The organism is Anaerostipes hominis (ex Lee et al. 2021) (genome assembly GCF_002270485.1).
Classification (GTDB): Bacteria; Bacillota; Clostridia; order Lachnospirales; family Lachnospiraceae; genus Anaerostipes; species Anaerostipes hominis.
In genome coordinates, this window is the sequence record NZ_NQOG01000058.1 from 1 (window position 1) to 1,581 (window position 1,581).

The following is a 1,581-nucleotide window of genomic DNA, read 5'->3' on the forward strand; positions in this document are numbered from 1 at the left end:
TATTATGTGTATAACAAAGATGTACAGGGAAGTACTACAAATCTTCTGAAAGACGATGGAAAAGCAGATGTGTCTTACCGCTATGAAGACTTTGGAGAGACGCAGAGCATTGGAGAGAATACGGCTAAGAATGAAACCTGTTATACAGGGGGACGATATGATGAGACAACGGGGCTTTATTATCTGAATGCACGGTATTATAATCCGGAGGACGGAAGGTTTTTGTCTGAGGATACTTACCGTGGGGAGACAAACGAGCCAGATACACAGCATTTGTATGCTTATTGTGCAGATAATCCGATTAACTATGCAGATCCAAGTGGACATTATCCCATGGAACTTTCAGTTAAAATGTATTGGTTTGCATTGAGTAAACATTCAAAGAGAATTAATTTATCAAATGTTTCGTATCTTAATTTTAAAAAGGTGTTTAAGAGCAGGCTGAAAAATTCTGAAAAATTATATAGAATTTTTAAAGGATTAAGAAAGAAAGCTAATAAAAAGAAAAAAGCTACCTGGAAACCAAAAGGTACATTTGGATTTTCTGAAGATAGAGATTTAGCTTATTCGGTAGGTCACATTCGAAATATAAGGATGACTGTATATAAGAAAACGAAAAAAGGATATAAGATTAAATTAGCATTAAAAGACACTTATGATTTTGCAAAATTTAGTTTTAAAAAGCAAGGGATAATAAAAACATTAGTCAACAATATTTTCGGATATTATCCTCAAAGAGGTAAAGTGGTTCGTCCATACAAATGGAAATTTACAACAAAATTTTATCGTAAATAACAGTTATTGTAAAAGAGCCTTACATCAAAAATGATCTATTTTGATGTAAGGCCATATAATATAGAACAAGCATAAGATTGCAGAAAGGATATATATGAAAAAAGTAGTACAAGTAATGGCTGTAATTGTCTTGATTTTTGGTGCAATGTGTTTTTATGTGTTAGTTACAGATGATACAGGACGAGATCCCAGTTATGACTTAAATGATGGATATCAACTAATAGCCTCTAGTTCAAAATGCTGGCAACTATGCTATTTTGAGAATAACAAATCAGCGATGGATGGTCAAGGAGAGAGCATAGTTGAAGGGAATATTCAAAAATATTTTAGTAATAAAGATTTTATCATTGTTTATGAAAAAGAAAAACAGACATATTATTGTATTGATAAACGAACGAGAAAATGTATATTTAAATGTAAAACTGAAAATAAAATGAAGAATTTTATTAAATCAAAATATCAAAAGGCAAGTGTGAAAATGGAAGAAACATAAAGTGAAGATATCTCCATTGATTCAATAATATTCATCGCTAATTAAATAGCCAAGAAACACGCAAACAGCTTACCGCTATACAGAGTGTGAGTATGACGGGCTTCAGAGAAAGACAACTTATGCGGAACTGAGTCAGTCAGAGAGGCCAACAGCTGACGAGATCAAGAGCCATGCGATTAAATATACTTACGACGCAGAAGGCAAACTTACGAAAGTTACCTATCCAACGAAAAAAGATGGGGTAAGAAGCCTTTCTTATCATTACACCAGCGACGGCTGGCTGTCTGTGATCA

General features: G+C 33.3%; 2 protein-coding genes. Both read left to right on the forward strand.

The window, feature by feature from the left end:
• The coding region (locus tag CI597_RS17475) for an RHS repeat-associated core domain-containing protein (protein WP_143266104.1) at positions 1–795 on the forward strand (795 nt) is incomplete at its 5' end.
• A 94-nt stretch (positions 796–889) separates the two neighbouring features.
• Positions 890–1,288: a hypothetical protein gene (locus CI597_RS17480; RefSeq protein WP_024728690.1), complete on the forward strand. Its 399-nt coding sequence runs from the start codon at positions 890–892 to the stop codon at positions 1,286–1,288.
• The last annotated feature ends 293 nt before the right edge of the window (positions 1,289–1,581 follow it).

Bases quoted from the DNA above. Each gene is read 5' to 3' on its own strand.
- CI597_RS17480 (WP_024728690.1), top strand. From the start codon at position 890: ATGAAAAAAGTAGTACAAGTAATGGCTGTAATTGTCTTGATTTTTGGT.